At 63.0% G+C, this 21,476-nt stretch carries 31 protein-coding genes and 1 tRNA gene; 11 read left to right on the top strand and 21 right to left on the bottom strand.

Annotation, left to right across the window (positions count from 1 at the left end):
- The 11 genes from FJ977_RS27890 to FJ977_RS36810 form a co-directional block, all read right to left on the bottom strand.
- On the bottom strand, positions 1-297 hold the full coding sequence (locus tag FJ977_RS27890) for a hypothetical protein (protein WP_140775382.1): 297 nt from the start codon (positions 295-297) through the stop codon (positions 1-3).
- Positions 290-481: a hypothetical protein gene (locus FJ977_RS27885; protein WP_140775381.1), complete on the bottom strand. Its 192-nt coding sequence runs from the start codon at positions 479-481 to the stop codon at positions 290-292. The genes FJ977_RS27890 and FJ977_RS27885 overlap by 8 nt, the downstream gene beginning before the upstream one ends.
- On the bottom strand, positions 478-1,680 hold the full coding sequence (locus FJ977_RS27880; protein WP_140775380.1) for a site-specific DNA-methyltransferase: 1,203 nt from the start codon (positions 1,678-1,680) through the stop codon (positions 478-480). The genes FJ977_RS27885 and FJ977_RS27880 overlap by 4 nt, the downstream gene beginning before the upstream one ends.
- Positions 1,677-1,952 (bottom strand): hypothetical protein, encoded by a 276-nt coding sequence (locus FJ977_RS27875; RefSeq protein ID WP_140775379.1) that lies wholly within the window; start codon positions 1,950-1,952, stop codon positions 1,677-1,679. The genes FJ977_RS27880 and FJ977_RS27875 overlap by 4 nt, the downstream gene beginning before the upstream one ends.
- A complete protein-coding gene (locus tag FJ977_RS35970; protein WP_181180092.1) occupies positions 1,949-3,319 on the bottom strand; it encodes an SAM-dependent methyltransferase in 1,371 nt (456 codons plus the stop codon). The genes FJ977_RS27875 and FJ977_RS35970 overlap by 4 nt, the downstream gene beginning before the upstream one ends.
- A complete protein-coding gene (locus FJ977_RS27865) occupies positions 3,319-4,239 on the bottom strand; it encodes a DUF2303 family protein (RefSeq protein WP_140775378.1) in 921 nt (306 codons plus the stop codon). Before FJ977_RS27865 ends, FJ977_RS35970 begins: the two co-directional genes overlap by 1 nt.
- A gap of 31 nt (positions 4,240-4,270) precedes the next feature.
- Positions 4,271-4,639: a hypothetical protein gene (locus FJ977_RS27860; protein ID WP_140775377.1), complete on the bottom strand. Its 369-nt coding sequence runs from the start codon at positions 4,637-4,639 to the stop codon at positions 4,271-4,273.
- On the bottom strand, positions 4,636-5,115 hold the full coding sequence (locus FJ977_RS27855; protein ID WP_140775376.1) for a hypothetical protein: 480 nt from the start codon (positions 5,113-5,115) through the stop codon (positions 4,636-4,638). Before FJ977_RS27855 ends, FJ977_RS27860 begins: the two co-directional genes overlap by 4 nt.
- Complete coding sequence (locus FJ977_RS27850; protein ID WP_140775375.1) at positions 5,115-5,600, bottom strand: phage regulatory CII family protein; 486 nt, start codon at positions 5,598-5,600, stop codon at positions 5,115-5,117. Before FJ977_RS27850 ends, FJ977_RS27855 begins: the two co-directional genes overlap by 1 nt.
- Positions 5,601-5,729: 129 nt before the next feature.
- A complete protein-coding gene (locus FJ977_RS27845; RefSeq protein ID WP_140775374.1) occupies positions 5,730-6,257 on the bottom strand; it encodes a hypothetical protein in 528 nt (175 codons plus the stop codon).
- Positions 6,254-6,532 (bottom strand): helix-turn-helix transcriptional regulator, encoded by a 279-nt coding sequence (locus tag FJ977_RS36810; RefSeq protein ID WP_348643234.1) that lies wholly within the window; start codon positions 6,530-6,532, stop codon positions 6,254-6,256. The genes FJ977_RS27845 and FJ977_RS36810 overlap by 4 nt, the downstream gene beginning before the upstream one ends.
- Before the next feature lie 18 nt (positions 6,533-6,550).
- Here FJ977_RS36810 and FJ977_RS27840 point away from each other — a divergent pair, with 18 nt between their 5' ends.
- Positions 6,551-7,327, top strand: coding sequence for a S24 family peptidase (locus FJ977_RS27840; protein WP_140775373.1), 777 nt, complete (start codon positions 6,551-6,553; stop codon positions 7,325-7,327).
- Here FJ977_RS27840 and FJ977_RS27835 read toward each other — a convergent pair.
- Positions 7,320-8,108: a WYL domain-containing protein gene (locus FJ977_RS27835; protein WP_181180091.1), complete on the bottom strand. Its 789-nt coding sequence runs from the start codon at positions 8,106-8,108 to the stop codon at positions 7,320-7,322. The two genes, FJ977_RS27840 and FJ977_RS27835, sit on opposite strands and share 8 nt — an antisense overlap.
- 146 nt (positions 8,109-8,254) lie before the next feature.
- Between FJ977_RS27835 and FJ977_RS27830 the strand changes: the two genes are divergently transcribed.
- Genes FJ977_RS27830 through FJ977_RS27785 form a run of 10 tightly spaced genes read left to right on the top strand, consistent with a single transcriptional unit; the run spans position 8,255 to position 12,605 of the window.
- Positions 8,255-8,485: a hypothetical protein gene (locus FJ977_RS27830; protein WP_140775371.1), complete on the top strand. Its 231-nt coding sequence runs from the start codon at positions 8,255-8,257 to the stop codon at positions 8,483-8,485.
- A gap of 5 nt (positions 8,486-8,490) precedes the next feature.
- Positions 8,491-8,727: a hypothetical protein gene (locus FJ977_RS27825; protein WP_140775370.1), complete on the top strand. Its 237-nt coding sequence runs from the start codon at positions 8,491-8,493 to the stop codon at positions 8,725-8,727.
- Positions 8,727-8,939, top strand: a complete 213-nt coding sequence (locus FJ977_RS27820; protein WP_140775369.1) for a hypothetical protein — start codon at positions 8,727-8,729, stop codon at positions 8,937-8,939. Before FJ977_RS27825 ends, FJ977_RS27820 begins: the two co-directional genes overlap by 1 nt.
- On the top strand, positions 8,939-9,298 hold the full coding sequence (locus FJ977_RS27815) for a hypothetical protein (RefSeq protein WP_140729891.1): 360 nt from the start codon (positions 8,939-8,941) through the stop codon (positions 9,296-9,298). Before FJ977_RS27820 ends, FJ977_RS27815 begins: the two co-directional genes overlap by 1 nt.
- Entirely contained in the window at positions 9,291-10,406 is a 1,116-nt protein-coding gene (locus FJ977_RS27810) for a phage Gp37/Gp68 family protein (RefSeq protein ID WP_140775368.1), read from the top strand. Before FJ977_RS27815 ends, FJ977_RS27810 begins: the two co-directional genes overlap by 8 nt.
- A complete protein-coding gene (locus FJ977_RS27805) occupies positions 10,403-10,609 on the top strand; it encodes a hypothetical protein (RefSeq protein WP_140775367.1) in 207 nt (68 codons plus the stop codon). The genes FJ977_RS27810 and FJ977_RS27805 overlap by 4 nt, the downstream gene beginning before the upstream one ends.
- Complete coding sequence (locus FJ977_RS27800) at positions 10,606-11,064, top strand: ASCH domain-containing protein (RefSeq protein WP_140775366.1); 459 nt, start codon at positions 10,606-10,608, stop codon at positions 11,062-11,064. Before FJ977_RS27805 ends, FJ977_RS27800 begins: the two co-directional genes overlap by 4 nt.
- Positions 11,061-11,399: a DUF4326 domain-containing protein gene (locus tag FJ977_RS27795; protein WP_140775365.1), complete on the top strand. Its 339-nt coding sequence runs from the start codon at positions 11,061-11,063 to the stop codon at positions 11,397-11,399. Before FJ977_RS27800 ends, FJ977_RS27795 begins: the two co-directional genes overlap by 4 nt.
- Positions 11,396-11,596 carry a hypothetical protein gene (locus FJ977_RS27790; protein WP_140775364.1) on the top strand — a complete coding sequence of 67 codons (201 nt, stop codon included), beginning with the start codon at positions 11,396-11,398 and terminating at the stop codon, positions 11,594-11,596. The genes FJ977_RS27795 and FJ977_RS27790 overlap by 4 nt, the downstream gene beginning before the upstream one ends.
- Positions 11,583-12,605, top strand: coding sequence for a site-specific integrase (locus FJ977_RS27785; protein ID WP_140775363.1), 1,023 nt, complete (start codon positions 11,583-11,585; stop codon positions 12,603-12,605). The genes FJ977_RS27790 and FJ977_RS27785 overlap by 14 nt, the downstream gene beginning before the upstream one ends.
- Before the next feature lie 73 nt (positions 12,606-12,678).
- Here FJ977_RS27785 and FJ977_RS27780 read toward each other — a convergent pair.
- The 9 genes from FJ977_RS27780 to FJ977_RS27740 form a co-directional block, all read right to left on the bottom strand.
- Positions 12,679-12,752: transfer RNA gene (locus tag FJ977_RS27780), tRNA-Gly, on the bottom strand.
- A 97-nt stretch (positions 12,753-12,849) separates the two neighbouring features.
- Positions 12,850-14,736: an acyltransferase family protein gene (locus FJ977_RS27775; protein WP_140775362.1), complete on the bottom strand. Its 1,887-nt coding sequence runs from the start codon at positions 14,734-14,736 to the stop codon at positions 12,850-12,852.
- A 203-nt stretch (positions 14,737-14,939) separates the two neighbouring features.
- Positions 14,940-16,430, bottom strand: a complete 1,491-nt coding sequence (locus FJ977_RS27770; protein ID WP_140775361.1) for a hypothetical protein — start codon at positions 16,428-16,430, stop codon at positions 14,940-14,942.
- Positions 16,427-16,897, bottom strand: coding sequence for a GtrA family protein (locus FJ977_RS27765; RefSeq protein WP_246683360.1), 471 nt, complete (start codon positions 16,895-16,897; stop codon positions 16,427-16,429). Before FJ977_RS27765 ends, FJ977_RS27770 begins: the two co-directional genes overlap by 4 nt.
- Positions 16,898-16,907: 10 nt before the next feature.
- Positions 16,908-17,996 carry a glycosyltransferase family 2 protein gene (locus FJ977_RS27760; protein WP_246683359.1) on the bottom strand — a complete coding sequence of 363 codons (1,089 nt, stop codon included), beginning with the start codon at positions 17,994-17,996 and terminating at the stop codon, positions 16,908-16,910.
- 112 nt (positions 17,997-18,108) lie between these two features.
- Positions 18,109-19,539 (bottom strand): HAMP domain-containing sensor histidine kinase, encoded by a 1,431-nt coding sequence (locus FJ977_RS27755; protein WP_140775359.1) that lies wholly within the window; start codon positions 19,537-19,539, stop codon positions 18,109-18,111.
- The gene (locus FJ977_RS27750; RefSeq protein ID WP_140775358.1) at positions 19,536-20,210 is read right to left on the bottom strand and encodes a response regulator transcription factor; all 675 of its coding nucleotides are present in this window, start codon (positions 20,208-20,210) and stop codon (positions 19,536-19,538) included. Before FJ977_RS27750 ends, FJ977_RS27755 begins: the two co-directional genes overlap by 4 nt.
- Positions 20,211-20,259: 49 nt before the next feature.
- Positions 20,260-20,652, bottom strand: coding sequence for a hypothetical protein (locus FJ977_RS27745; protein WP_140775357.1), 393 nt, complete (start codon positions 20,650-20,652; stop codon positions 20,260-20,262).
- A gap of 190 nt (positions 20,653-20,842) precedes the next feature.
- A complete protein-coding gene (locus FJ977_RS27740) occupies positions 20,843-21,460 on the bottom strand; it encodes an outer membrane protein (protein WP_140775356.1) in 618 nt (205 codons plus the stop codon).
- Between the last annotated feature and the right edge of the window lie 16 nt (positions 21,461-21,476).

Raw genomic sequence — 21,476 nt, 5'->3', positions numbered from 1 at the left:
TCATCGAACGCCCTCTGTTTCACGTGTGGCCACTGGTGTAACCAGTTGATCTGCAATGGATTTCAGCGTCACGCGGCGGTGCGGCGGGCGCTCCAGATAGGCATAGGGATCGAGCCCCGCCATCTCGCACAGCAGCAGGAAATTGCCGGCCGACAGCGTCTTGCCGTTGATGGCGCGCGACAGCATCGCGCGGTCCGTGTCGGGCCACTGGTCTTCCGCCCGGCGCAGCGAATAGCCGAGTTCGTTCAGCCGGTCCTGAAAGGCATTGGCGAAGCGCAGGAAGGCGATGTCAGCCATGGCCAGTCTCACGCAACTTGCGGTCCAGCGCGCGCTTCAGCCGCTTCATCTCGCGTTCGGTTTCAGCATCCGGCGCGCGCGCTTTCACCTCCGGATAGTGCTTGTCGCCGCGCAGCCGCTTGGCCTCGATCGCGGCGGCGTAGCAACCGGCGGAGTTCTTGTCGGGATCGTATTTGGGGGTCATGCGACTGCCCCGAACAGTCCGGCATCGGCCGCGATGCGCCGGCGCGCAATATCGGCATAGGCCGGGTTGAGTTCGATCAGGATGGCGTCGCGCTGCAGCCGATCGGCGACGAGGCCGGTCGTGCCGGCACCGCCGAAGGGGTCGAGGACCGTGCCGACGGCAGGGCATCCAGCCTTGATGCAGGGTTCGATCAGTTTGGGCGGGAACGTCGCAAAATGCGCTTCCTTGAAGGGCTGCGTCGCCACGGTCCAGACCGAGCGCTTATTGCGCTTGGTCGAAATCAGGAATTCGCGATAGTAGCCGCCGAGCGCAGCCTTCGCCTCGTCTGCCAAGGCCTGCACGGCGGGATCGTTCTTGCCTGTGCCGTCTTGCGTGACGCGGGCCTTTCCGGTGTCGGTGATGCCGACGGATCGGATGGCGGCGATATGGGCATCGGTGAGGCCATGTTGCTCGGCAAGTTGAGCCGCGCGCTGCGCTTGCGGACGTTTGACATTGCCGGGAACGGCACGCTTCCCCATCGTGCCATTGTCGATTGCGCCGCCAACATAGGCGCCGCCGCGAAATGTGCTGCTGTCTTCATCGGAAGTGCGCTCTTCCGCGATAGCCTCGGCATCGAAATAATATCGCTGGCTCTTAGTGAGCAGGAACAGATATTCGTGCGCCTTCGTGCACCGGTCCGTGACGCTCTCCGGCATCGGATTAGGCTTGTGCCAGATATTATCCTGGCGCAGATACCAGCCGTCGGCGCGCAGCGCGAAGGCCACCATCCAAGGGATGCCGATCAAGTCTTTGGGCTTCAATCCTGGCTGCTTGATACTGCCCGTCTGGGAAAGTCGTTGCGGATGGGCTGAAATCTGCGCGGCCGACATGTTGCTGCGGCCGCGAACCTTTGAGACAGACCGGCTTGCCATCTGGCCAGTCTCGCCTTGGCGTCCCTGCGCGCCCCATGATCCGGCGTAGCTGTCGCCGAGGTTCAGCCACAGCGTGCCATCGTCGCGCAGCACGCGGCGCACCTCGCGGAACACGGCCACCATCTCGGCGACGAACGCATCCGGCGTTTCCTCGAGCCCGATCTGGCCGTCGACGCCATAGTCGCGCAGCCCGAAATAGGGCGGCGACGTCACGCAACAATTGATGCTGCCATCGGGCATGCCGGCGAGCACGGTGCGACAATCGCCTTCGAGGATGCGCACGCTCATGCCGGCACCGCCTTGCCCGCGATGGCGTTGTCTATTTCGATCAGCGTCTCGCCGCTGATCTGCAAGTCTTTGCCGTATTCAAGTCGCACCCGAATGAGTAAGGCAGCGAGATCGGAGCGCGCGTTGATCGCTGCAACAGCAGCGCAGGCCAGCGCTACATGGTCTTTGCAGTAGATGCCCCCGATAGCCTTGCCACCCGCGTCGATGAACATGGTGGTTTGTCTCGACGCAGCACGAACAGCCTGAAGCGGAAGATCGAATTGGGGCGTCATGCCGGCACCGCCTTGCGCTTGCGCTTGGGCAAAGGCGCGTGGTCCTGCTCCGCGGAGACAGGTTCGCCGCCACCACGCTTGCGGCCGCCAGTTAAGCCGGGCGACGCGGGACGCTGGCGGTCCTCCACATCGTCGCCCCTACTGGCCGGATCGCCGGAAGCGGCAGCTATCGCGCCGTTCGCTTCCTCCCCGGTTTTCGCTACGGGATCAGGCCCGATCAGGATCGAGTTCTCGAACGTCTTCCAGTCGACGCGCACCAGCTGCGTGCCGCGCTTGCCGTCGGCGTCATAACTGTCGGTCGCCTCGTCCAGCGTCCAGACGAACCAGGCGGTGTTCATGCGGCTGGAAGCGATTTCTCCCGCCCAGCCGTCGCGATGCATCATCGGCAGGCGCCGGGTGAATACGTAGACATCGCATGGCGGATGCTCATCCATGGCGAAATTGCGGTCGGGGTCCTCGAAGCCGCACAGGAAATTGAGGTTCAAGAGCAGCGCCATGCGGCGCGGCCGGTGCGCGCGCAGCGCATGCGCGACGAAGGCGTTGAGGTCGGCGCCATAGGGCGGGTTGGTGACGATGTCGGGACGATCGGCATCCCAGGCACGCGGTGGCGAGATGAGAAAATCCTCGACGCGCTGCACCTCGCCATGGCGATCCGACGTGCCGTAGTCGACGAGATCGGAAAGCTCGACCTCATAGCCGGCATCTTCCAGCATGCGCGAGATCGCGCCCTTGCCGCAGGCCGGCTCCCAGACCTTGGCCGAGAAGCGCATGAACGACAGCAGCGTGCGCATCGCTTCCGGCGGCGTCTCGTAAAGATTGTTGCCGCGCTCGGCGGCGGTGGCCGAGTCAGTGCCGACGGCGGCGCGCAGGTTCGGTGTAGTCGCCCGCTTCAAGGCCGTCCGTGTCGGCTCCCTGCCGGCGGCAAGCATCTGGTCGAGCGCCCGCCGGACGATGCCCGGATCCTGATCGATCGCAGCGCGCATCTGGCGGGACTCGTAAATTTCCTTGCGGGTCAATCCGGCTTCGGCTGCGGTGAAACCGTTCCCGGCTGGAACGGTTTTCGGGCGGCCACCCTTGGCCGCTTCGGCAGGCCGTGCCGCATCGAACTCATCGGCGAGCCGCCGCTTGGCCAGGCTTTCGATTTCGAGTGAATCGGCCTGCACGCGATAGGTCGCGGCGACCAGCTCATCATGCGCACGCTTTGCCTTCTGCAGGCGGGCGGTGCGCTTTGCCGCATCATAGGTCGCCGTCGCCATGTCGCGCGCGGACAGCACCTCGGCGGCGCTCGTTGCGCGCGAAAGCGCCGCTGCCGCCTCTTTCACAAGAGACGGCAACTGCGTATCGGCTATGGCGACAGCCTTCGGCATCAGGCCTCCGGTGCGCCTTCAAAGGCCGGCAGGCCCGTTTTGTCAGCAGCTTCCTTCAGGTCATAGCCGACCTGTTCGCGCAGGAAGAATTCCCAGCGGTAAAGCTGGTAGAACCACTTCACGTCGCCAGACACGATACGGTAGCGCAGGCGGACCGGGATGCGCACGGCGTCGCCGTCGACGAAGGCCGGCAGCGCCACCATGAAGATGCCGGGAATGGTCACGACCTCGCCCTTGGCGTCCTTGTGCTCCTCCGAAAACTCGATCGTCCGCTCTCCGGTCTGCAGGCGGATGCCCTGTTTGACGCGGGCAGAGACAAACACTTCCAGGTGCCGCGACAACGCGATCAGCTCGGACGGCGTCGCGAACTTCTCCTTGAACAGAGGCTCATAGGTCGAACGCTCTCCATCGGAAGGTGCCGCCAGTTCCGCCGCATGCTCTTCGAGAAAGGCGGCGAAAAGATCCTGTTCCATCGGCTTGGCGCTGCCGTTGACCCAGGCCTTGAATTCCTCGGTCAGCGGAAAGGCATAGACGACGCGGTGCGAGCGATTGCGCGCTGGCACGCCTTCCCTGTCATAATCGAGCACGGCGGTCAGCTTCGGGTCCGGCCACACGGTCTTGCCGAAGAGGACGGAGTCCTCATCCTTATGCCTGTCGACAAGCGCAATGAAGCTCGCCAGCGTCTCGACCGTGGCGGTGCCCTTGCGCCGGTCAGGCGCCTGGCGAAATTCTTCGATCAGAGGTTTGACGGATTTGAAGGACTGAGACTTGCGGTCGAACGCAACGGGCAGATTGGTTGGCAGCCCAGCCGAAAGCCCGGTGGTGTCGATCAGAAGGAGAAACGGATCAACAGCTTCGGTGGCCAGTGTCTTGATCAGATCGATGCCGTGCGCATCGAGGGACGTGTCTTTATCGGGCATGGGATTTTCCTTTCAAGGATTGAGGAGTTGGTCAGGACGCCGCGGCTTCCTCGTCGTCGTCTTCATCCTCGCTGTCGCGCGAGGCGGCCGCGCGCGGCGCGCGGAACATGTCGATCTGGTTGGGGTGCTCGACCGAAAGCTGGCCGTCGACAGCCCAGAAAGGCGTCTTCATGAACTTGACGGTGTCGGGCAGCTTCGACTTAGACTCGACCTTGATGTCGATGCGGCCAAGCTCGTAGTCGAGCGTGATCTTGACAGTGATTTCGGCCTTGCACTTGTCAGCCGGGCACGCTTCGACAGCGGCAATCGCTTCGTTTAGCTGCTGGTCGAGATGGCGCGAGAAATCGCCACGCGACAGCAGGCCAAGCATTTCACGGAAGGTGCGGAGCACGCGGCTCATGGGCTTTCTCCAGAGGGTTGTGGCGAGGCTTCACCCTCGCCGGGGACGCGGTAGATCGCGGGGCGAAGGCCCGACGACGGAGCGACGATTTCAATCGTGCCGGCGGCGACGAGACGTTCGATCAGGAGTTCCACGCGAGGCACGCCGACATCGGCGGCGAGATCCTTCAGCGAACGCTGCACAAGGCCGTTGCGGGCATGCGTCGACAGCGAGAGCCAAAGGTTCGCGGCCTGGATCGTCACGTTGTGGCGCTTGGCGAAGCTCGGCGCATCGAACCGCGCGGGTTGCGCCGCGAGGCTTGCGGGGGCGACGTCGAGGATGGTCTCGAAATGCCGCTGCACGAAGCTGTTGACGCTCATGCCGGCCTTGCGCGCGGCGGCTGCTATCTTGAGGTTCGTCAGCCGGTCGCATTTGACCGAGAACCGGTAGAAACTGTCGGCGCGTTCTTCCGGATCGCGAAGAGCCAGACTGGCCATCACTCGCCTCCCACGACCTTGAGCCCGCCCGCGGCGCGGGCGCCGGCGAGCACCTTGCGGTATTCGGCGGCGGCGTTCTGCAGCTTGGCCAGCGCGCGGTCGATCTGGGCGCTTTCGGCGGGCGTCAGTTTGCCGTCGGCGAAGGCGATCGCGCCCTCGGTCATCACGTCGCCCATACTCACCACCGCTTCGGCATGCGCGGTCATCACGCTGCCATTGGCGGCGACCGCCTCGACTTCCGCGACGCTGCGCCCGCGCGCCTGGGTGATCGCTTCGCTCATGTCGAAGCGGCCGGTTTCCTCCTCGAGCGCGAAGATGGCGTCGAGCGGCATCAGCTCGGAACTGTCGGAATTGGCCCAGCGGCCCACGGTCGACTTGCCGTAGGAGCAGACCGAGGCGGCGCGCTCGATGCCGCCGGCGGCGGCGATCAGGTCGCGCTGCTTGGCCTTGAGCAGGAAGTGGCGGGCATTGGCATTCGGCACCATGATTTGTCCCTCGCGACAAAAGGTTTCCCGCGCCGGGAAATCCCGGCGTCGTTTCCCGTGGCGGGAAAGGGTCTTTGGAGTCAGAAAGCGGGCGTGAAATCCGCTATGGAGGCCCGCAGCAAAATGTCCTCATGGTCCGCCGCTCCTGAATCGGTTCGCCGCTTGCCGCGCATGCGCGGGCACGTCGGCCAGGTCGTCGTCGAGGTCGGCCACGGCACGCGCCAGGGCGCCGGCGCCGATCGTCGTGGCATATTCGGTCAACGCGATCGCCACGGCGCGTTCGTTGCCGCAGCGCTCATAGGCGGCGACAGCGCGCACCAGGACCATCACATGGTCGGGCAGCAGGATCGCATTGCTGGAATGGGTGACCGCGCCGGCGGAAGGGGCAGCAACTGCCGGCGCGGTGTCCTGTCTGGCGGGGTGGGCCACCGGACAGGATCCGGTGAAATGGGAAAAAGCCGCGCCGTCCGGGAGGGGAACGGACGGCGCGGCAGGCTCTGCGCACAGGGAGACGTCAGCTTGGGAGGCTTGCGCAGTGGGGAATTCATAATCGACGGCGCCGACCTGGCGCGGCACGAGGCGTTCGGTGAAGCCGACGCCGGCAAGGCGCGCGCCACGATCGGCGAGGGCAGGGGAGGCCATGCGCATCTTGATCATGCGGCAACCCCTGTCTGGGGCGAGGGCATGGGCGCGCTGAACTTCTCAGGCCGATTATCCTTCAGCCATGCCAGTCGAATCTCATGCATGTCTGCCGCAGTCACGGCGCCAGCGGTCAACGTGACGATGCGCTCGATCATGTCTGCGTCAGGCTGCCGCGATCCATTCTCGATGCGCGCTAACGTTCCGCCAGGGTTCACGCCCTCTATCCCAAGAGCGCGCGCCGTTTCAGCAAAGCCCAATTTTCGGTCAAGTCGCCATTCACGAAGTTGCATACGTACAGGTAAGCCATAATGGCTAAGATAATGTCAAGAGAAAGTTTAGCCGCATTGGCTCTTTCCACCATAGCCAATTTGGCTAGTTTCCCGGCAATGGTCGATCTAGCGCACAAGTTTGAGCACTACCGGCGCCGATTCCGTCAGGCGATGGACGCGCGCAACCTGACAAATGAAGGAATGGCGGAGCGCATGAAAGCGCATCCTGTTACCATTTCCAAATTGCGGTCAGGCAAGATCAAGTTGGATGATGAGTGGCGCGCTTCGGCGGCCTCGGCACTTTCGATCCCCGAGGAGTTATTGTTTGGCGAGGCGCCTTTGCCCGCACCCAAGCCTGCGGAAATGTTCGTCTCACCAAAGAAGGCGGCCAAGCTCAGACGGGCTGGGAACGACAACATTCCGCTGTACGGCCTTGCGGCGGGGTCTCTGCAAGGTGCGCACTCCATCACGTCCGATCCCATTACCGAGGTGCCGTGCCCTCCGGCATTGCGCGACGTGATCGGTGCCTATGCGCTAGAGACGCAGGGGGAATCGATGGAGCCTCGCTATTTCCCCGGTGACGTACTCTATCTACATCCGCACCAGAGGGTGCGCGCTGGCGACCATGTCGTCATTCAGGTGATGCTGCATGACAATTCTGGAACGGAGACATGGGTCAAACGCTTCGACAGTGAAGATGCCGACTCGTATCATTTGTGGCAGTACAATCCGCCGGCCAAGATTTCGTTTAAGAAAAAATACGTGAAACACGTCCACAGGATTCTGCCCACAAACGAACTCTTCGGCGTCAAATGATTGTCACGCCTGTAAGCTCCACGCATAACCTATTGAGAAGTTCCACTTCCGCTGAATGACGCTTTCCATCTGCGTCAAGTACAGCCAGCGCGGCACGTAAAAGGCGTGTCACATGCCTGGCGCCAAGGCCAGCGATATTGTCCAGAGAAGCGCCGATGGACCGGCCGGAAGGCCTCAGGCGTTGAAAATGCGCGGAAATAAGGTCTATCTCGGCAGGCGTAAGGAATATGTCGGTTCGCTCGACCGCGGAAGCGAGATGACGTGTCGCCACATCGACTTCCGTTGAATGTACCGTTCCGTCGGACTGCGACATCGCCGCCAGCACGACGGCGTCATCCCTGATCAGATTAAGGATGTCTCTCCACCTTGCTTCGGCAACGGCATCCGCCTTTCGGCTGGCAAGTGACAAGCTCATTCCGAAGTTGTCGAACAGAAACGTTGCGACATCGTCGTGGATTTCGCCGCTATAATCGATGCAGCACCGGATACGATCGACGCGAAACTGTCGCGTTGCCTTTCGCTCGTGACACCTCGCGGTAAGAAGAGGAATTCCAGCGCTCCCCATAGCTAGGCCATAGACCGAAATTCGCCGTGACGACTGCCGCCCTCCCGAATCGACATACTCGATCATGAAGGATTGACCTTCAGCTTCGCCAAGATGCTCGATATCGCGTTCGATAGGCTCGTCGACGTCGGGCAACATCACTTGGCGTGGCGCGCCCGGCAATGGCCGCGCAAGCACATGCGTCTCAAAGGCGACGGCGAAATTCTCCAACCTCATATGCACCCTCCCCAGGAAGGCACACATCGTGTGATTCGGAAGTCGAATTGCCAATAGCCGTTTTGGCTAAACTTTTGCTTGACACGATATTAGCCGATATGGCTTATATCGCCTCCAATCGCAATCCTGCGATGGAGGCAAGATCCATGATCACCACACAGCAGCGCCCGGCGCCTTCCGTTCCCGCCGCCATCCTCACCGCTCAATCCATCATCGAGCGCATGGCCGACAAGATGCTGGAAATGGGCATGAACGGCACCGCCGTCACCGCCGACAGCCTGGCCGAGCATTCCGACTTTACGCGGGCGCAGATCAAGGACTACGGCCCCGAGGCCTCGGACCTCGCCAAGGCGCGCGCCGTCCGGCACCAGGGCTGACGGCCATGGCCAGGACCGTCGCCAGCCGCCTGATCGCGGCATCCGAGACCTCGCCCGAGCGTTTCGACTGGATTTCCCGCCAGTTGCAGGCGGGCCGCAAGCCGTCCGAGATCCTGCGTGACCTCGAAACCACGGCCGACCGCATCTGCGCCGCCATGGCCTCCGTCGGCATCAGGCTGGCGTTCGCCTCGTCGGCCACCTTCGCGCTGGCCTTCGTCTGGACCGCGATGGGGCTGCGCTGATGGTGCACCCCCTCGACTATGAACGCATCGCCATCACAGGGGGCGACGGCGCGGTGCGCATCGTCTGCCACAATTGGCCGACCTGCGGCTGTGGCGACGACTGCACCCAGCAATCCCCCGAGGACTCGCCGTTCGCCCGCCGGATCCTGCTCGCCCTGATGATCGCCGTCGCCCTGATCGGGGCAGGGCTGGTTTATGCGGGGATGCGGTGATGGGTGTCCGCATAAAGACCCTAGGCTATCCGAGCCGGACCGATGCCGTTCTTGCATTGCGGCGGCAAGGCATTTCGACGGCGGAAATCGCCGCCCGCATCGGGATAAAGACCACGACCGTCTCTGCGCTGGAGCATTCCGCAGGTCGTGCCAAGCGTGCCCCGCGCCCGCTCGAAGAACTATGTCGGACGGTCTTGTTTCCGATCGACGTTCTCAACGCTTTGGGTCCTCACGCGGCGAAGCGAAACATGCACCCAAACCGCTTGGCTCGTCTCATCGTCGAGACGGTCAGCGACGAGAAGATGATCGACGCCGTTCTGGACGACGCCGACGACTTGGAGGGCTGGGCGAATGGCTGACAAATCCCCCATCGAATGGACCGACGCGACGTGGAATCCCGTCGTAGGCTGCTCCATCGTTTCGCCCGGCTGCACGCACTGCTACGCCATGAAGATGGCCGGCCGCATCGAGGCAATGGGCGGCGCCAAGCACTATGCCGGCACCACGAAGATGGTGAACGGCACCACCGTGTGGACCGGCAAGCTGGCGCTGGCACCGGAAAAGACCCTGCTGCAGCCGCTTGCCTGGCGCGCCCCGCGCCGCATCTTCGTCAACTCCATGGGCGACCTGTTCCACGAGGACGTGCCCGACGAATGGATCGACCGCGTCTTCGCCGTGATGGCGCTGGCGCCGCTGCACACCTTCCAGGTGCTGACCAAGCGCGCGAAGCGCATGCGGGAGTATCTGACCGATCGCACCGTCATGCGCCGCATCTACACGCTCGTCTGCGAAATGACCGTCGAGCTTGAACCCGGCATCGTCCTGATTGCTGCCCCGCGGCATGAGAAGAACGCACCGCCTGGTCCCCGCGTCTACCTCGATCAGTGGCCACTGCCGAACGTCTGGCTTGGCGTCTCCGCCGAACGGCAGCAGGAAGCCGACGAGCGCATCCCCGATCTTCTGGCGACGCCGGCGGCGATCCGCTTCGTCTCCGCCGAGCCGCTGCTCGGCAAGATCAACTTTCGACGTATCCGAGTCTCGCCTGATCACTACACAATTATCGACGCGCTGGACGGATACGCGATCGCTGACGCGATCTCCGGTTCCGGCCAAGAACGCACAATGCTCGACTGGATCATTGTCGGCGGCGAGAGCGGGCCCGGTGCACGCGGCATGCATCCAGCATGGGCGCGATCGATCCGCGACCAGTGCAACGCCGCCGGCACGGCATTCTTTTTCAAGCAGTGGGGTGCGTGGGCACCGTCAACGCCTGAAGCGGCTTACGGAAACCCGCGCTCGGGCTGGCGCTGCCTGGCCGCGCACCCGCATGTGGCGCGTGCGCAGGAACTCTATCCCGAGGCCGGCGCCGAATTCATCGCAAACGTAGGCAAGAAAGCCGCCGGCCGGCTGCTCGACGGCGTCGAGCACAATGGCATGCCCGAGATGCGCGAGGTGCCGGCGCTATGAGCATCGAAAAGCACGCCGGTCTTCAACAGATCGTCTGCGAATGCGGTGCTGCCCAGCGCCGCACCTATCAGGCCGACGAGTTCGACGTGATGGTTTCCGACGCCCGCGGCGAAGGCTTCGTCATAGCCAAGGTCGCCGGCGAATGGACCCACACCTGCCAGGACTGCGCAGCGCCCGGGCGGAAGCAAAGGAGGCTGCTTTGATCGATCTTCCAGAACTCGCGATCTCGGTCCGCCAGCCTTGGTCATGGGCGATCCTTCACGCCGGCAAGGACATTGAAAACCGCGACTGGCCGACAAAGGTCAGAGGACGGGTTTGCCTGCATGCGTCGAAAGGCATGACGCGTGACGAATACGAGGACTTCCTCGACACGGCGCATCACATCAGCCTGCGCCGGCCGTTCGCGCCGGGTCTGGCGTTGCCAGAGTTCGAAGGCTTGCTGCGAGGCGGAATCGTCGGGACCGTAGAGATCGTCGATTGTGTCGCCGATAGCACCAGTCCGTGGTTCTTCGGCCGCTACGGCTTCGTTCTGCGCCAGCCGGAACCGCTGCTTGATTTCATTCCGGTCAAGGGCGCGCTCGGCTTCTTCAGATGGCGCGACAATCTCAATGCCGCGACGGCTGCAAAGCCCATCCCCGCGCAGGGGAGCCTGCTTTGACCCAGCCAATTCGCATCCAACTGTCGCGCCGCAAGGGCTGGCGCATGCCCGAAAACACCGTCAGCGTGGCCCGGCCGGGGCCATGGGGAAATCCGTTCGTCGTCGGAAAGCATGGCGACGCGGCCTATTGCGTCGACCTCTACAAGGCTTTGCTCGCCGGCCTTCTGCGCGTCGGCACCGATCCCGACATCGAGGCGCTTGAGCGCACACGCCGGTTCGTCGCCGACAACGCCGGCGAGCTCACCGGCAAGAACCTTGCCTGCTGGTGCAGGCCAGGCGCCCCTTGCCACGCCGACGTTCTGCTGAAGGTCGCCAACCGGCAGCACAACCCATGAGCCGCCGCCCAGCCCTGCGCCCGTCAGACCTGGTCAACGCCCTTGCCGCACTCAAGCAGGCGGGCGTCGAGCCGTCCTCGCTCGAAGTGCTGCCCGACGGCACGCACCGCTGGCACTTTACGAAGCCCGCCGCTTCGGATGACAATGACCTCGACAAGGAACTGGCGGAGTTCGACGCGAGACATGGTCATGGTTGAATTGAAAGGCCTGCACACGGTCAAGGCAAACGGCAAGGCCTATTACTACGCGTGGCGGGGCGGGCCTGCCGTCAAAGGCGAACCGGGAACACCAGCCTTCCAGGCTTCCTACAACGAGGCGATCGCAAGCCGCAGCGCGCCGGACTCATCGAAGTTCAGCGCCAGCGTCATCCGCTACCGGGCAAGCCCGGACTATAAGAAACTGGCGGATTCGACGCGGCGCAACTGGGGTCCATGGCTCGACCGCATCGCGGACCATTTCGGCACTCTGTCCGTGCGCCAGTTCGACCGGCCGGAAAAGATCAGGCCGAGGATCCGTGCGTGGCGCGCGAAGTTCGAGGAGACGCCGCGTGCGGCTGACTACGGCATGCAGGTGCTGTCGCGCCTGCTGTCGTTCGAGGTCGACCGGGGAAGCCTCGCGTTGAATCCGTGCGAGGGCATCAAGCAGCTCTACAGCGGCACGCGTTCCGAGATCATCTGGACGGATGCCGACCTGGCCCGCATCCGCCCGCACGCCTCGGTCGAGGTCCAGCACGCCATCGACCTGGCCGCGCACACCGGCCTGCGGGCTGGCGACCTGGTGCGCCTCTCCTGGTCGCATGTCGGTGAAGACGCCATCATCGTCACCACCGGCAAGAGCAGGCACCGGCGCGAGGCCATCATTCCGCTCTATGATGATCTGCGCGCATTGCTGAAGCGAATCCCCTTCAAGTCCCCGGTGATCCTCACATCGAGCAAGGGACGGCCATGGAACAAGGATGGCCTCGGCGGTTCATTCATCCAGGCGAAGAAGGATGCCTGGCCGGAAGGGTGCGACCTGCACTTCCACGACCTGCGCGGCACCGCCGCGACAAAGTTCTACATCAACGGCCTGACCGAGCGCGAAATCGCCGAGATCATGTCGTGGGAAGAGGACAATGTTTCGCGCATTATCCGCCGTTATGTCGGCCGCTCCGCTGCGATCAAGGACAAGATCAAGCGACTCAATGAGGCCAGACAGAGAACGTGACCTGTAAAAACGCCTGTAAAAACGCTGATTTTCAGCGATGTCTAAATCAGGCGCAAACCCTTGTGGCATATAGTGGAGCGGGTAGCGGGAATCGAACCCGCGCGTTCAGCTTGGGAAGCTGACAGGCTACCATTACATCATACCCGCGCGTGCCCTCGTTACCATGAGGTTCGGCCTTCGGGCAATCGCAAAGCGGCTCTCGAAACGCACTCTCCAGCGGTTCCCTCGGCGCGGACCTGCGTTTTTATTTTGCCTTCGCGACCTTGTTGCTGGCGGCAAAGCTCGGCCAGTATTTCGAGATGGCGAGTATCGCGCCTGCCGAAGAGAAATGACCGTAGTCGAAGTAGAGAAATTGCCTGGTGCCGGCGTCTGCGTAGGAACAGCCGGCCGCGTCGCACAGATAGGCCAGCGGATCGATGAAAGTTGCCCCTTTGACGAAAGGCAGCACCTGTTTGTTGATGTCCGGATCCATGGCCATCGGCCAGGATGTGTTCGCCACGTGCTCTCGCCGTGCGAAGAAAGCGATTTTCTGCACATCGGCGATGAATTCCGGAGACTGTCCGATGACATAGACCTTGACGCCCATCCCGTTGAGCCGGTCGATCGTCTTCTGCAGGCCGTCGAAGCCTCTGGCCTGGTAGTCGGTCCACCGGCCACTCAGGATCACGGCCTGGATGTTGGCATCGCGGATGATCGACAGCGCCCGTTCGTTGAAGCGCGTGCAGGCCGGCCGGGCATAGGAGAAGTAGCTCAGGTTGGGCGGGCAGCCGGCATAGGTGTACTGGATGACATTGGCCTGGATTTTCTGCGCGTTCGCCTCCAGCCCCGATACGTAGTGAGCGGCGAAGGAATCGCCCCACAACAGCACATTGGTTGGAAAGCCATGCGTTCGGGTGCAGTCGGCGAGGTTCCAGTTCTCGATCCGGCTCGCGCCCTCGTTGAAACAGACGCCATTGCGCCAGTCACCCACCAGCACTCGCTCCGTCGAGAAGTCCGGGAACCGTTGCGGAAACCCCTTGCCGAGCGCACCGGCCAAACCGCCGACGCACAAAAGGACGATCGCCGTCGCCGAAAAGGCGAAGATGGGCAGCGGCGCCGTGAAGGTGCTTTTCCGGCGGAACGGCTGCTCGACATATTTCCAGGAGAACGTCGCCAGGGCGACGCTCGCCACGATCATTGCGATGATCGTCGGCACGCCGATGGCTTTCAGCGAGAGATAGTGGACGAACGAATTGATCGGCCAGTGAACGAGGTAGAGCGAATAGGAGATGAGGCCGACCCAGACCAGTGGAGTGAGCTGAAGCACGCGGGTGGCGACAGGGACAGGTCTGTCCGGGTGGATCTGGCCCGCATAGATCAGCAGCGCCGTCCCGATGCAGGGAAACAGGGCATTGTAGCCCGGAAACGGGTCGCTCTCCGAAATCGTCAGAAAGCCGAATGCAAGCAGGCCAAAACCGGCGAGGCCGATCAGTTCCGTCAGCGGACGGTTGGCAAGTGCCGGGGGCTTTCTAAGCATCAGCATGGCGCCCAGCGCCAGTTCCCAGACGCGCGTCGGCAGGAGGTAGAAGCCGGCGGTCGGCGCCAGCGTGGTTGCCATCACCGCCAGGGCAAAACTGCCGATGGTAATCGGCAGCAATATCGTCAGCCAGCGCTTCGAGGCGTATCGGTAGATCAGATACACAAGGATCGGCGCGAAGATATAATACTGCTCCTCGACCGAAAGCGACCATGTGTGCAGCAGGGGCCGCAGTTCCGCGTCGATGGAGAAATAGTTGGTCGTCTTCCAGAAATAAATGTTCGACCAGAAGGTCGAGGCCGCGATCACACTGAGACTGTATTCGTGAAGGTCGGACGGCAGAAGGATGAACCAGGCGGCGATGCTCGCGAGCAGGATGACGAAGGTTAGCGCCGGCAGGATGCGCCGTGCGCGGCGCCAGTAGAAGCGGCCAATCGAGAACTGGCCGCGCTCGAGATCGTCGAGCAGGCTGCCGCTGATCAGATAGCCCGATATCACGAAGAAGATGTCGACGCCGGTGAAGCCGCCGGGAATGGCGGACACGCCGAAATGGAAGAGCACGACGGGCAGCACCGCAACGGCCCGCAGGCCATCGATATCGCGCCTGTAGTTCATTCGGCCGATCCGTACGCCGTGGCTCGTGCCTCGGAACCTGACATGCTCCTCATGCTGCGATGTCCCCGTCGTACAAAAAATCGTGGCTCGTGATTTTCACGGACTGTGCCTTGCAGCATAAGTTTGCTGCACTGCAATATCCATGTCAAGCCGAATGCCGGGGTTTGGGTGCCGGCTGCGCCGGCCCCTCGGGACGCTGTAGATCAGGTGCCGGGCAGGTAGATCACGGCATAATCGTCCGCATAGGCCCGCTTCCAGCCCAACTCCGCGAAGAAGGGGATGCGGGTGTCGTCGGCTGTAAGCAGTGCCCAGCCAATGGCGTATTTCTTTAACTGGGCCTCGAGCAGTGGTTTTCCGTCGCTGCGCCCTGTTGCGTCGTCGGTTTTCGTGAAACCGCCCAGGAACAGCTGGTCTGTCCTGCCGTCGATGTAAGTCTTGATGCCGTGAAAAATCAGTGTGCCGCCAAAATTATAGGAATTCAGCACGTTGCCCGACAGGTGGTGTTCCCCTGCGAATGCGAGGGCACCGCTGGCGGATGTCTTCGGGCTCGGTGCCACCTGGTAGGCATTGCCGAGGATTGCGGCCGCCGCGACCAGCAAGACGGCCATGGTGCCGCTGACAGCGTAGAACCGGTTGGCGAAGAATTTTTCCAGCCCGTCACGCTTTTCCACCAGCCAGGTCGTGGTTGAGAGCGAAGGGTATTGCTGTGCGACCTCGACGGCGATCACCAAGGGAATCAGCAGGAAGGGCAGATATACAAATCGCAGATGGGTGAGATAGACATGCAAGGCGAAGACGACGAATAGCGCCTTGGCCCAGCCGATCCGCAGCCTCGACACCAGAAGCCCGAAAAGCGCCAACAGCATCACCGCTTCCTCGAAGATCTGCTCCTGGGCATTGAACGGCCGCCACTCCAGGATGAGTGGCACCGCCTCGTTGCCATAGGCCACGGTGAATGTCGCCAGGATGGCTTTCACGCCATAGGGATGCATCAGGCTCACGACTGGGCAGAGCAGGCCGAAAGCCACCCATTTCGCCAGGAGAACGGGTTTCGACAGGCCCGAGCGCGCCAGCAGACCGAGCCCGGCAAAGGCGGCGATGACGAAGCTCAGGGTGAATGTGGCGTGCAGGTTGGCCCACAAGACGACAAGTATGAGCAGCCACAGGGGTGGAGCCCTTTCTTCCCGCGCGGCGCCAAACAGCATTGCCGTCCAGGCGACGATGATCGGCAAGGTGAAGACGTGGGGGCGTGCCGTATAGATAGGGGCGATCAGGAAAGCCATCACGAAGGTCAGCCCTATCGCCAGTATCGGCTTCAGCCATGCGCTGAGGAACCATCCCATCAGGAAGACCGTCAGGCCGACGGTGGCGATGATCAGTGCGACGACGCCATTCCAGCCGCCCGCGCGGTAGGCAAGCGCCAGAAAGACCTGTCCCAGCCATTCCTTGGCGATCCAGGGCTGGCCGCCGAACGTATAGGAATAGGGATCGACAAGCGGAAACGTCCCGCGTTCCAGGAAGTCCAGGCCGACTTTCACTTGCCACCAATTGTCGGGATCCTGCAGGATCGCGCTGGCAAGGGCGCTGAGCACACAAGCCACGATGCAGGCGCACAGAAGGCAGAATATCAGCCTGATGCGTTGCGCGTCGCCCAGCGAAGGCGTTGCCGTGGCGATTGCAGCGGCCTGGCTCATGTTGCGGCTCCGGGTGACGGGGTCGCCGTCACGACTGCTGCGGCCTGGTTCATGTCACGGCTCCCGGGCCATTTCGCGCTCGTCGCGGCGAAGGCGTCAGGATCATCCGCGCCGACGAAGACGAACCGGGCCGAGCCGAGATAGAAGATGACCGAGTAGAGGCAGTTTCCCGCCAGGTGGACGAACGGGTTCTCGATGAAGCCGGCTGACATGGCGGCAATGACGATGCCCAGATTGGCGCCGTAGGCAACGACGAAGGTCATCGCGTATCGAGCAACCGCGCCGGGGCGAAAGCCGCCTGCACGTCCGAACGTCCAGCGGCGATTGAGAAAGAAGCCAAGGGTGAGGCCAGCGGCATAGCCTGCCGCATTGGAAACGATATCGCCGAGGCCCAGCGCCAGCCCGGCCAGGATCAGCGTATATCCGAGCGCCGTGTTGAGAAGCCCGACAGCGCCAAAGCGCAGCATCCGCGAGACATCAGATGGAAGAGCCGACCGCATGCCGCCCACGCCGTTTCGGTTGCATCCGGTCGACCTTCGCCTCAGCCAGGCGCGACCCTTTCGCCATCTCCTGCAGGCGATGGATGGGTAGGTCGCTGTCCCTGGTGGGCTGGTCGCGCGAAACGATCTCATTGACGAAGTACAGCGGCCGCCGCTTCGTCTCCATGTACATGCGGCCGAGATATTCGCCGAAGATGCCAAGCACCAGAAGCTGGACGCTGCCCATGATCAGCATGATCGCGGCAAGGCTCGTCCAGCCGGGCACGACGTTGCCCCTGGACCATTCGAACAGCGTATAGCCAAGCACGACCATGCCGAGCAAGCCGAACATCATCCCCAGCAGCGAGGCAAACCGCAAAGGCAGGATCGAAAAGCTGGTCATCGCGTCGACCGCCAGAAGAACCATCTTCTTCAGCGGGTAGTGCGTGGTGCCGGCAAAACGCCGGTGCCGCTCGTATGGAAAGGCGACCTGGTTCAGGCCGATCCAACTCACCATGCCGCGAATGAACCTGTAGCGTTCGGGCATCGCGTTCAGATGATCGAGCGCACGGCGGCTCATCAGCCGGAAGTCTCCGGAGTCCGACGCGATCTCGACATCGACCATCCGGCCGAGCAATCGGTAGAACATCGAGGCCGAAGCCCGCTTGAACCAGCTTTCGCCGTCGCGCTTCACCCTCTGGCCGTAGACGACGTCGAAGCCTTCATCCATCTTGGCCATCATCGCGCTGAGCAGTTCGGGCGGATCCTGAAGGTCGGCGTCGAGAATGAGAATGCGCTCGCCGCGACAGAATTCCAGCCCGGCGCTGAGCGCGATCTGATGGCCGTAGTTGCGGGCAAGGTCGATGGCGACGACATGGTCGTCCTTTTCGGCCAGTTCGAAAATGGCTTCGCGGGTGCCGTCGGTCGCGCCGTCGATGACGAGCACGATCTCGTAGGAAGCGTTCTGCTCAAGGCATGCGGCGCTGACGCGTCGGTGAAGCTCGGCCACGCCATCGCGCTCGTTATAGCATGGCACGACAACCGACAGCATGAGCGCGCGGTGCGCGCCGATTTTTCCCGTTCCCACCAAAGCCTGGCTCCCGCTCTTGCAATGGCAATAGCGGCAATTGGTTAGAAAACAGATAAATCAGAGGGAAGAACTGCCATTGGCCGGCCGACCGTCATGCATCTCGGCACCGTCACGAACGCACCGGCAACTCCATGCGGATGCGGGCGCCGCGCCATGAACCCGCCAGGATCCGGATCGTGCCGTCATGCAGCAGCGCGATCTGCCGGGCAAGATTCAGTCCCAGCCCCGCCCCGCGCGACTGCGGCTGCAAGCGGTAGAAGGGCTCGAACACGTTCCCGCGCTCTTCCGCGGGAATGCCCGGACCCTCGTCGCGCACCTCGATGCCTCCGGTCGCGTCGATGGCGATCGTGATCGTGCCGCTGCCGCCGCCATGCTCGATGGCGTTGCGCACCAGGTTGGCGAGCGCGCGCTCGATCTGCAGGACATTAACCTCCACCTCGGCCTTGCCGGGTGGCGGCTCGAAGGCAAGGTCATAGCCGGCCTCGATGGCGAGCGGGGCGAAGTCGGCGGCGACCCGGCTGACCAGGTCGCGGAGGTCGACGATCTGGCGCTGGTCCGTCGGGCGGTCGAGCAGCTGATGGTCGAGCAGTTGCTGCGCAATATGCGACAGGCGCTCGATGTCATGCAGCAGTCGCGTGCTTTGCGGCTCCTGCTTCAAGAGTTCGGCGCGCGTGCGCAGGATGGCGATCGGCGTGCGCAGCTCATGCGCCGCGTCGGTGAGGAAGCGGTTGTGCCGATCATAACCCTGCGCCAGCCGGGCCAAAGCCTCATTGAAGGCGTGCACCAGCGGCGCGATCTCCTGTGGCACGTTCTTGACCGGCAGCTGCATGGCGCGGGTGCCGATGTCGATGCGCGCGGCCTGGCGGACCGTTTCGACAAGGCCGGCGAAGGATCGGCGCACCACTGCTGGCGTCGTCACCAGCGTCGTCGCGCCCATGACGAGGATGATCGGCAGAAGCAGGATCGCGATCACGACCGCGAGTGCCGGCAGGGCGCGCTCCCAGTTCCTGCTGCCGTCGGGATTGCGAGCGACTTCGACGGTGGCCGAAATGTTGATTTCGAGCCCGTCGGTCTGCTGGCGCGACGACTGTGTCGCGGCGACGATCTGCACCGTGCCAGCTCTGGTCGAAGCGTTTTCGATATAGGCTTCCGGCCGCATGTCCTTGTCGGAGAATCCGATCGTGGCGTGATCGGCCCCGTCAAGCAGGTCGCCGAAGCTTTTGGTGTAGATGTCAGGTATGTTGCCGGAGCGCACGCTCTCGCCACTGCCATCGCGAACGATGTACCAGACATTGGGGAAGCCCTCGCGAAACGCGGTGAGTTCCTCCGTTTCACGCACGATCAGCCTGCCATCCTTGTCTCGGTCGACGGCATCCTTTACCGCCGCGACGGCAGCCTCGTTGTCGATAAGCAGGCGCGGATTGGCGATCCACAACGCGGCCGCGCAAAGCACGATGAAGATGAGCAGCGTCGCCGCTTGCAGCAGGATCAGCCGCCGGACCAGGATCCATTGCAGCGAGCGCGTGCGGACCTTCTTCACAAGGCCGCCCGCAAGAGATAGCCGAGGTTGCGGATCGCCCGGATCTCGATGCCGGCGGCGACATCGTCGAGCTTGCGGCGCAGCCGCGAAATGTGCGCATCGAGCGCATTGGAGCCGATCTCGTCGTCCAGCGCGTAGACGGCCTCCTCCAGCGTGCTGCGCATGATGGTTCGGCCCGGCCGGCGGATCAGCGTTTCGAGCACCAGCCTTTCGCGCCGCGGCAGATCGAGCGCCTGGTCCTCGACCAGCGCCTCGCGATGACGGAAATCATAGGTGAGGCGGCCGACCATCGTCTGGTTGGCCCGCGAGGTGAACGCGCGCCGGTGCAGGGCATGAAGCCGCGCGACCAGTTCCACCGTGGCGAAGGGCTTGACCATGTAGTCGTCGGCGCCGGCATCGAGCCCGGCGACCCGGTCGTCCAACCCGCTCATCGCCGTCAGCGCGATGACAGGCACATCCAGGTGCAAGGCACGCAGGCGCGGTATGAGGCTGAGACCGTCGCCATCCGGCAGCCGGCGGTCCAGCACCACGGCGTCGTGATAGCCCAGACGCGCCACCGCCTCGGCATCGGCCAATGTCGCGGCATGGTCGACGATGATGTCCAGACGCTCGAGCGCGGCCTTCAGCACGGAGGCCATTTCCGGTTCGTCCTCGATCAACAGGACGCGCATGAATATTCTCCTCTGTCCGCGGCCGGTCGGGATCTGCGGCCGCGGCAATTCATTCGCATTCCAGCTTGGGCTGGCGGAAATTGGTGATGAACCAGCGGCCGCCGGAAGCGCGGGCGTAGAATGTGTAGAAGCATTCCTGACGCTCGATATAGCCGGGCGTCTCGGTCTCTTCATAGACGGTTCCGTGTTTTGTGTGGCGAACCTCGCCGCTCGATGTCCCGGAAACCGCCGACGTCGAAACCTTGCGCCACTGATAGGCTCGCTCGCCCTGGCCAAGATCGACGACAGCGGTTGGCGGGCCGTAATCCAGGATGACCGATTCGATGGGCTGCCCGACATAATTCTTCATGATGTCGGAGGCGCAGCCCGCCAGCGCTAGCGCGATTGCGATGAAGACTATCTTCGGAGCCCGTATCGGGAGGCCGGCGCCACGCGTGGACATATCGGAACAGATTCCCATCATGAAAGTTACGCGCGGGACCTAGATCGCGAAGATTGCATCGACATTGCAACGAAGCGCGGAAATGGATCCATTGTCGAAAAAGGCCGGGCCATCCGGGGTACCGGCGCGCATCGAAACACAGGGATTGCGCGATGCCCCTGCGGCCACCGCGCAATCCAATTCGCCCGCTCTAGAACCGGTAGTTGATGCCGGCCTTCAGTTCATGGCTGCCGATCGTCGTCTTGGACGTGCCGAGAGCCGATGTCGTCTCGACGCCCGGGGTGCGGACATAGTCGTACTCGACCTTGGCGGACAGTCCGCCGGCAAAGCCCTGCTCGATGCCGGCGCCGAGGAGATAACCGACCTTCCATCCGTCGGCGCTGCTGACGTTGTCGCCCTTGTCGAATTTGGTCAGGGCAACGCCGCCGGTGCCAAACAGCAGCGTCTGGTCGAAGCTCACGCCTGCCTTGGCCTTGGCGGCGCCGCGCCATTTCTCCTTGATCTTGCCGCCCTGGACGTCGTGTTCGGCGCCGCCGAGATACGAGCCTTCGATCTCGGCGCCGAGAACCGCGGGACCCATCTGCTGGTTGTAGCCGGCCTGAACGCCGCCGCTGAAGCCATTTCGGTCGGCGAACGGATTGGGCATCTTCGTGAATGCCGTGCCGCCATGGACGCCGACATAGGCGCCGCTCCACTGGAAGGCGGGGGGATCATTGTAGGTGGGTGAAAGGTCGGCGGCCATCGCCGGCCCGAGAAGGCAGATGCCAAGGACACCGGCCGTCAGGACGATCTTTGCTTGAGAGGACACGAGCATTACTCCAACA

Origin of the sequence: Mesorhizobium sp. B2-1-3A (assembly GCF_006442655.1) — a bacterium.
In the GTDB taxonomy this organism is placed as follows: domain Bacteria; phylum Pseudomonadota; class Alphaproteobacteria; order Rhizobiales; family Rhizobiaceae; genus Mesorhizobium.
The sequence above is the reverse complement of the archived record's forward strand: the minus strand, read 5'-3'. Positions and strand labels throughout refer to the sequence as shown.

What these genes read in the sequence shown, in the direction of transcription:
- FJ977_RS27855 (WP_140775376.1), bottom strand. Translation starts at nt 5,115, where the DNA reads ATGGCCAGTCTGGCTCTTCGCGATCCGGAAGAACGCGCCGACAGTTTC.
- FJ977_RS27850 (WP_140775375.1), bottom strand. Translation starts at nt 5,600, where the DNA reads ATGGTGCCGAATGCCAATGCCCGCCACTTCCTGCTCAAGGCCAAGCAG.
- FJ977_RS27865 (WP_140775378.1), bottom strand. Translation starts at nt 4,239, where the DNA reads ATGCCCGATAAAGACACGTCCCTCGATGCGCACGGCATCGATCTGATC.
- FJ977_RS27885 (WP_140775381.1), bottom strand. Translation starts at nt 481, where the DNA reads ATGACCCCCAAATACGATCCCGACAAGAACTCCGCCGGTTGCTACGCC.
- FJ977_RS35970 (WP_181180092.1), bottom strand. Translation starts at nt 3,319, where the DNA reads ATGCCGAAGGCTGTCGCCATAGCCGATACGCAGTTGCCGTCTCTTGTG.
- FJ977_RS27835 (WP_181180091.1), bottom strand. Translation starts at nt 8,108, where the DNA reads ATGAGGTTGGAGAATTTCGCCGTCGCCTTTGAGACGCATGTGCTTGCG.
- FJ977_RS27825 (WP_140775370.1), top strand. Translation starts at nt 8,491, where the DNA reads ATGGCCAGGACCGTCGCCAGCCGCCTGATCGCGGCATCCGAGACCTCG.
- FJ977_RS27775 (WP_140775362.1), bottom strand. Translation starts at nt 14,736, where the DNA reads ATGAACTACAGGCGCGATATCGATGGCCTGCGGGCCGTTGCGGTGCTG.
- FJ977_RS27750 (WP_140775358.1), bottom strand. Translation starts at nt 20,210, where the DNA reads ATGCGCGTCCTGTTGATCGAGGACGAACCGGAAATGGCCTCCGTGCTG.
- FJ977_RS27745 (WP_140775357.1), bottom strand. Translation starts at nt 20,652, where the DNA reads ATGTCCACGCGTGGCGCCGGCCTCCCGATACGGGCTCCGAAGATAGTC.
- FJ977_RS27845 (WP_140775374.1), bottom strand. Translation starts at nt 6,257, where the DNA reads ATGATCAAGATGCGCATGGCCTCCCCTGCCCTCGCCGATCGTGGCGCG.
- FJ977_RS27785 (WP_140775363.1), top strand. Translation starts at nt 11,583, where the DNA reads ATGGTCATGGTTGAATTGAAAGGCCTGCACACGGTCAAGGCAAACGGC.
- FJ977_RS27790 (WP_140775364.1), top strand. Translation starts at nt 11,396, where the DNA reads ATGAGCCGCCGCCCAGCCCTGCGCCCGTCAGACCTGGTCAACGCCCTT.
- FJ977_RS27840 (WP_140775373.1), top strand. Translation starts at nt 6,551, where the DNA reads ATGGCTAAGATAATGTCAAGAGAAAGTTTAGCCGCATTGGCTCTTTCC.
- FJ977_RS27830 (WP_140775371.1), top strand. Translation starts at nt 8,255, where the DNA reads ATGATCACCACACAGCAGCGCCCGGCGCCTTCCGTTCCCGCCGCCATC.
- FJ977_RS27765 (WP_246683360.1), bottom strand. Translation starts at nt 16,897, where the DNA reads ATGCTGCGCTTTGGCGCTGTCGGGCTTCTCAACACGGCGCTCGGATAT.
- FJ977_RS36810 (WP_348643234.1), bottom strand. Translation starts at nt 6,532, where the DNA reads ATGCAACTTCGTGAATGGCGACTTGACCGAAAATTGGGCTTTGCTGAA.
- FJ977_RS27820 (WP_140775369.1), top strand. Translation starts at nt 8,727, where the DNA reads ATGGTGCACCCCCTCGACTATGAACGCATCGCCATCACAGGGGGCGAC.
- FJ977_RS27810 (WP_140775368.1), top strand. Translation starts at nt 9,291, where the DNA reads ATGGCTGACAAATCCCCCATCGAATGGACCGACGCGACGTGGAATCCC.
- FJ977_RS27875 (WP_140775379.1), bottom strand. Translation starts at nt 1,952, where the DNA reads ATGACGCCCCAATTCGATCTTCCGCTTCAGGCTGTTCGTGCTGCGTCG.
- FJ977_RS27770 (WP_140775361.1), bottom strand. Translation starts at nt 16,430, where the DNA reads ATGAGCCAGGCCGCTGCAATCGCCACGGCAACGCCTTCGCTGGGCGAC.
- FJ977_RS27860 (WP_140775377.1), bottom strand. Translation starts at nt 4,639, where the DNA reads ATGAGCCGCGTGCTCCGCACCTTCCGTGAAATGCTTGGCCTGCTGTCG.
- FJ977_RS27815 (WP_140729891.1), top strand. Translation starts at nt 8,939, where the DNA reads ATGGGTGTCCGCATAAAGACCCTAGGCTATCCGAGCCGGACCGATGCC.
- FJ977_RS27890 (WP_140775382.1), bottom strand. Translation starts at nt 297, where the DNA reads ATGGCTGACATCGCCTTCCTGCGCTTCGCCAATGCCTTTCAGGACCGG.
- FJ977_RS27880 (WP_140775380.1), bottom strand. Translation starts at nt 1,680, where the DNA reads ATGAGCGTGCGCATCCTCGAAGGCGATTGTCGCACCGTGCTCGCCGGC.
- FJ977_RS27805 (WP_140775367.1), top strand. Translation starts at nt 10,403, where the DNA reads ATGAGCATCGAAAAGCACGCCGGTCTTCAACAGATCGTCTGCGAATGC.